The organism is Chitinophaga sp. (assembly GCF_036569125.1).
GTDB lineage: Bacteria > Bacteroidota > Bacteroidia > Chitinophagales > Chitinophagaceae > Chitinophaga.
Window position 1 is genome coordinate 1 of the sequence record NZ_DATCRF010000783.1, and the last position, 6,011, is coordinate 6,011.

Below are 6,011 nucleotides of genomic sequence, written 5' to 3' on the forward strand. Positions count from 1 at the left end.
CCCCAAGTGCTTGCCTGTACGCCGCATTCCAGTGTGGCTAAAAGCCTTTCTATGCTGGGTTTGGGCAGGGATGCGCTGGTAAAGATACCGGCCCTGCCCCAACGGGAAGCAGTAGACGTAGAGGCGCTGGAGGCCTGGCTGCAGCAGCACAAAGGCCGGCCGGTGATCTTTGTTGCCAGCGCAGGCACCGTAAATACAACTGACTTTGATGATCTTGCTGCCCTGGCACGTTTAAAACAGCAATATAATTTCTGGTTACATGTGGATGCTGCTTTTGGCGGGTTTGCCGCCTGCAGCCCGCAGCACCGGCATTTGATAAAAGGCTGGGAAGCGGCCGACAGCATTACCATTGACGCACATAAATGGATGAACGTACCTTATGATGCAGCCATGATCTTCTGCAGGCATCCTTCATTACAGGCCGCCGTATTCAAGAATGTAGGCGCTGCTTACCTGGGCGATCCTGCAAAGGATTTTAACTTCATTCATCATGTGCCGGAAAACTCGCGCCGCCTGCGGGCCTTGCCGGCCTGGTACTCGCTGCAGGCTTATGGTGCAAAAGGCTACCAGGATATAGTGGAGGCCAATATACAGCAGGCACATTTATTGGGATCGCTGATCTCAGACAGTCCGTACTTCCGCTTGCTGGCGCCGGTGAAGCTGAGCGTGGTTTGTTTTACGCTCAGCAAACCTTTAAATGAGCTGGATGAAGCCACTACCCGTTTCCTGGAAATACTGGCTGAGCGGGGCGTAGCTTTTATGACGCCTACGGTATACCTGCATACACCGGCCATCCGCGCAGCGCTGGTGAGCTGGCGTACTACGGAGCAGGATGTACGCAGGGTATGGAAAGAAATGGAAGAAATAGCACAAAGCTTAAAGCCCAAAGAAGAGATCAGGGAAAAACCGCTGCTAGACAAGCTACTGGGCTTTTTGCTTTAAGCTTTCAGCTTTAACCTTTACGAAAATGACACAATCCAAACATACAAAAGCTTACCTGGCGCTGGTCATAGTAAGCATTTTCTGGGGCACTACTTACCTGGCTTCCAGGATAGGGGTGCGGCATATGCACGGGCTTATGCTGTCCGGCCTGCGGCAAAGCGCAGCAGGTGTGCTGTTAGTAAGCTTCTTTTTACTCAAAGGGTATAAGCTGCCGGGTAAGGCGGTACTATCGCGCCTGTTTATTATTGGTATGATGATGCTGGTAGGCGCCAACGGCCTGCTTACCTGGGCCCTGAAATACATACCCAGTGGGCTGGGCGCCATTATTGCCGCCACCGTACCTATCTGGATGACCATCTTCAGCTTTTTCCTGGTGCAGCAAAAGAACCGGGTATCGCCGCTGTTAATTGCCGGTATGATCATTGGCTTTATTGGCGTGGCAGGCATTTTTTCCGATTACCTGGGTGATCTGATGAACCCCGATTTCCGCTTTGGTATTATACTGGTGTTGATCAGCTGTTTGTCGTGGTCCATGGGGTCTGTGCTCACCGCCAAATGGGCAATAGAGGTCAATTACCTGTATGGCGCAGGGTTTGAGATGTTATTCAGCGGCATTGTAATGCTGGTAATAACCTTGGTTACCGGGGAGTTCCGCCATGCGGAGTTTACCGGCGAATTATGGGGCAGCCTGCTCTACCTGATCTTCTTCGGGTCTATATTAGGATACTCCGCTTACGTATACACGCTCAATAACCTGCCGCCATCCCTGGCATCCGTATATGCTTACATTAACCCGATTGTAGCGGTGCTGCTGGGATGGATGATCTTAAATGAACAATTAAACTGGATCACTGCTTTATCATGCCTGGTAACATTAACCGGGGTGTATATGGTGAATACAGCTGTAAATAAAAGTAAAGAACAACGCTATGAGCTCAGTTGAAGCAACCACTGCACAGGCAACCGCCCGCGGGCTGGAACAAACATTAACGGTAGCTGTACCGGATCTGCGGAAGTATACCGAAGCAGAAGCAGCCTTTAAGCCGGCCCCTGACAAGTGGAGCAAAAAGGAAATATTGGGCCACCTGATAGATTCTGCGCTCAACAACCATCAACGTTTTATACGCGCCCAGCAAGGGCCGCTGGAGCTGCCGGGATATGCGCAGGATTTCTGGGTAGCCGCACAGGGCTACCAGGAAACAGACTGGGAAACGCTCATCCTGCTATGGGCCGTAGTGAACCGCCACCTGGTACGGGTAATGCAACGCATCCCTGCAGCCGCTTTACAGCAAACCTGTAAAATAGGCGCCCACGCACCGGTAACGCTGGAATATATAGTGGAGGATTACCTGGTGCACTTACACCATCACCTGCGGCAGGCGCAGGTGACTTACTCAACCTGAACGATTTAGATAGAAGTATGACACGATGCCCGCTGGTATTTACCAGACCGGGCATCTTTTTTTACCGGGAAATCTTACATTTAAGTATGACAATCAGAGAAGCCACCTTACAGGATGCCGCTGCCGTAGCAGTTTTGTTTGATGCCTACCGTATTCATTATGAGCAGGCGCCGGACCTGCCGGGGGCAGAAGCCTTTATAGCGGACCGCATCCGCAACCGGGAAAGCGTGATCTACCTGGCGCAGGAAGGGGAGGAGCTGCTGGGTTTCGTACAGCTATACCCGTTATTCACATCCGTAGGTATGCAGCGCGCCTGGGTGCTGAACGACCTGTATGTATGGGAGCAGTACCGCAACACCGGTGTAGGCCGCGCGCTGATCGATGCCGCCAAAGCGCTGGCCCAGTCCACCAATGCCAAATGGATCATGCTGCAAACGCATAACGACAATGTGAACGCGCAGGCCCTGTATGAAAAAACAGGTTTTGAGAAAGATGATATTTACTACTACTATTACCTGAGCGTTTGATATTTTTATAGCATGGAAACAGTGCACAACAACCCCTGGAAAATATTATCCAGCCAGGTACAGTATGATAATAAATGGATCCGGCTTACAGAACACCAGGTCATTAACCCCAATGGCGGCGCCGGTATTTATGGCGTGGTACATTTCAAGAACCTGGCGATAGGCGTGGTAGCGCTGGATGAGGAAGGATATATTTACCTGGTGGGGCAATACCGTTTTCCGCTGGAGCAGTTCTCCTGGGAAATACCGGAAGGCGGCGGCCCCCTGGATGAGGCGCCCCTGGCTTCTGCGCAGCGTGAGCTGCTGGAAGAGACCGGGCTGGTAGCCAAAGACTGGTCCCTTATTGTACACATGCACCTCTCTAACTCCGTATCTGACGAAAAGGGTATGGTATACCTGGCCCGCGGCCTGGAGCAGCGTGCGCCGGAACCGGAAGAAACCGAACAGCTCACTACGCAGCGCATTCCTTTTGAGCAGGCCTACCAGATGGTGAAAAACCACCAGATCACCGATTCCCTGTCCATTGCCGCCATTCAGAAAATAAAGCTGATGATGCTGGAAAAGGAGATCTGAAAATGTGCAGATATGCAAATGTGCAGATGTGCAAATGAAGCCTCTACACAAAGACCCGGGCTGATTAGCTTGATGGATTGCTGCCCATCATCTGCACATTTGCATATCTGCACATCCGCACATAATTTGTAACTTGCAGCATGGATTTTCGTAAAAACGCTACCCGCCGCACCTTTGCACCCAAGCCCAAAGCCTCTTCCATGGTTATAGGGCGGCAGCCGGTGGTAGAAGCAATACAATCCGGTAAGGCCATTGAGCGCATTTTCATGCTGCGCAATGCTACCGGCGACATTATTCCGCAAATAAAGCAGCTCGCCGCACAATACAATATTCCCATTAATGGAGTACCGGTTGAGAAACTGAACAGTCTTACCCAGGCTAATCACCAGGGTATTATTGCCATTACAGGCCAGATCAGCTACCTGGACCTGCAGGATGTGATCTCCCATACTACAGATCAGGGCCTTACACCGCTGTTCCTGATCCTGGACGGTATTACCGATGTACGTAACATTGGCGCCATTGCCCGCAGCGCCGTTTGCTGTGGCGCGCAGGCCATCATAATCCCGGATAAAGGGATTGCAGCGCTGAATGAGGAAGCTATTAAATCCTCTGCCGGCGCGCTGGAAAAAATATCTGTTTGCCGGGTCAACAGCCTGCTGAAAGCCATTGATACCCTGCACCTGAATGGTATTAAAGTAATGGCCAGTGAAATGGAAGCCACGCCCAAGCTGTATGACTGTGATCTGAAAGAGCCGGTGGCTGTGATCATGGGGTCGGAAGATAAGGGAGTGTATCCCGCATTGCTAAAAGCAGCAGATACGCTTTTTCATATACCCATGGCCGGTAACTTTGAATCCTTCAATGTATCAGTAGCAGCGGGTATCATTTTATATGAAGCCATGAAGCAACGGACGTTCAATGTGTGATGCAGGAAGTAAAATGCAGGCATCATACATCTGGCATCCGGTTTCAAATCATCGATCATGAAACTAATCGAATGTCCGCGGGACGCTATGCAGGGATGGCATCACCCCATTCCAACGGCCGGTAAGATCCAATACCTCAATACCCTGTTGCAGGTAGGTTTTGATACCATCGACTTTGGCAGCTTTGTATCGCCTAAGGCTATTCCGCAAATGGCGGATACGGCAGAAGTGCTGTCGTACCTGGATGTTCCGGCAAACGGCAGCAAGCTGCTGGCCATTGTAGCCAACCAGCGCGGGGCAGAAGAAGCCGTGATGTGCGAACCAATTACTTACCTGGGTTATCCGTTTTCCATATCAGAAACATTCCAGCTGCGCAATACCAATAAAACCATTGCAGAATCGCTGGAGCTGGTGCAAACCATGCAGGAGCTGTGTATCAAGAACCGCAAACAGCTGGTGGTATACATCTCTATGGGTTTTGGTAATCCCTATGGCGATCCGTACGACGCGGGCATCGCCATGCAATGGGTAGATGAGCTGACGAAGATGGATATTGGCATTATTTCCCTGGCAGATACCGTAGGCGTAGCAGAACCGGATAACATCACCCGACTGTTTTCCACGCTTATACCCGCTTACCCGCAGGTGGAGTTTGGCGCGCATTTTCACTCCGCCCCGCATAACTGGGAGGAAAAAGTTGCTGCCGCTTATGCGCAGGGCTGCCGCCGGTTCGATAGCACCATTAAAGGTATTGGTGGTTGCCCCATGGCTAAGGACGACCTGGTAGGCAACCTGGCCACAGAAAACCTGCTGCAGTTCTGTAATGAGCATCATGAGCCGCTAACACTGAACCAGCCCGCATTAGCGGATGCGCAGCGTTTAGCGGAAAAGATCTTTACAACCTCGCTCTAACCTTCATTATTAATTCTTCATTATTAATTATACGCATGCACTTCCGCCTTACTTTTCCCATTCAGCCCATAGAGCCGCCCATCGACTACCGCGACCGGCTGTTGCTGATGGGTTCCTGTTTTGCGGAAGAAATGGGTGCGCAGCTGCAACAGCATTTGTTCCGGACTTTGGTGAACCCGCATGGTATCTTATACAACCCGGTGAGCATTACCCAGGCCATACACAGTTACCTGGATGGTAAACAGTATACGGAAGCCGACCTTTTTCAGCACAATGATCTGTGGCATAGCTGGGATCATCACAGCCGCTTTTCCGCACTAACGCCCGCTGCTGCGCTGCAAAATATCAATGCCGCTCAAACGCAGGCTGCACAATGCCTGGAAGAAGCCCGCTGGCTGGTGATCACCCTGGGATCTGCACATGCTTATGTATTAAAGGAAACCGGGCAGCTGGCCGGCAATTGCCATAAAGTACCTATGGCATCTTTTTATAAAAAGCTGCTTACGGTAGATGAGATCATCAGCGCCCTGGATAACATGATGCACCGGCTGTTCTTCCGCAACCGGCATATTAATATCCTGTTTACGATCAGCCCTGTACGTTATGTGCGGGATGGGGTGGTGGAAAATAACCTCAGCAAGGCCATCCTGCTGCAGGCCGTGCATCACCTGGTAAATAAATTTGACCGCCTGTTCTACTTCCCGGCCTATGAGCTGGTGATAGAC

General features: G+C 51.1%; 8 protein-coding genes. All 8 read left to right on the forward strand.

The features are described from left to right. The coding region (locus tag VIM87_RS28830) for a pyridoxal phosphate-dependent decarboxylase family protein (RefSeq protein ID WP_332000333.1) at positions 1-942 on the forward strand (942 nt) is incomplete at its 5' end. A 25-nt stretch (positions 943-967) separates the two neighbouring features. Then, positions 968-1,885: an EamA family transporter gene (locus tag VIM87_RS28835; protein ID WP_332000334.1), complete on the forward strand. Its 918-nt coding sequence runs from the start codon at positions 968-970 to the stop codon at positions 1,883-1,885. Continuing rightward, positions 1,872-2,345, forward strand: coding sequence for a DinB family protein (locus VIM87_RS28840; RefSeq protein WP_332000335.1), 474 nt, complete (start codon positions 1,872-1,874; stop codon positions 2,343-2,345). The genes VIM87_RS28835 and VIM87_RS28840 overlap by 14 nt, the downstream gene beginning before the upstream one ends. Before the next feature lie 86 nt (positions 2,346-2,431). After that, a complete protein-coding gene (locus VIM87_RS28845) occupies positions 2,432-2,872 on the forward strand; it encodes a GNAT family N-acetyltransferase (RefSeq protein WP_332000336.1) in 441 nt (146 codons plus the stop codon). Between the two features lie 12 nt (positions 2,873-2,884). Next, a complete protein-coding gene (locus VIM87_RS28850) occupies positions 2,885-3,445 on the forward strand; it encodes an NUDIX hydrolase (RefSeq protein WP_332000337.1) in 561 nt (186 codons plus the stop codon). A gap of 140 nt (positions 3,446-3,585) precedes the next feature. Next, entirely contained in the window at positions 3,586-4,374 is a 789-nt protein-coding gene (gene rlmB, locus VIM87_RS28855; RefSeq protein ID WP_332000338.1) for a 23S rRNA (guanosine(2251)-2'-O)-methyltransferase RlmB, read from the forward strand. 57 nt (positions 4,375-4,431) lie between these two features. Then, complete coding sequence (locus VIM87_RS28860) at positions 4,432-5,286, forward strand: hydroxymethylglutaryl-CoA lyase (protein WP_332000339.1); 855 nt, start codon at positions 4,432-4,434, stop codon at positions 5,284-5,286. 35 nt (positions 5,287-5,321) lie between these two features. Further along, on the forward strand, positions 5,322-6,011 hold a 690-nt coding region (locus tag VIM87_RS28865), incomplete at its 3' end, for a GSCFA domain-containing protein (RefSeq protein ID WP_332000340.1).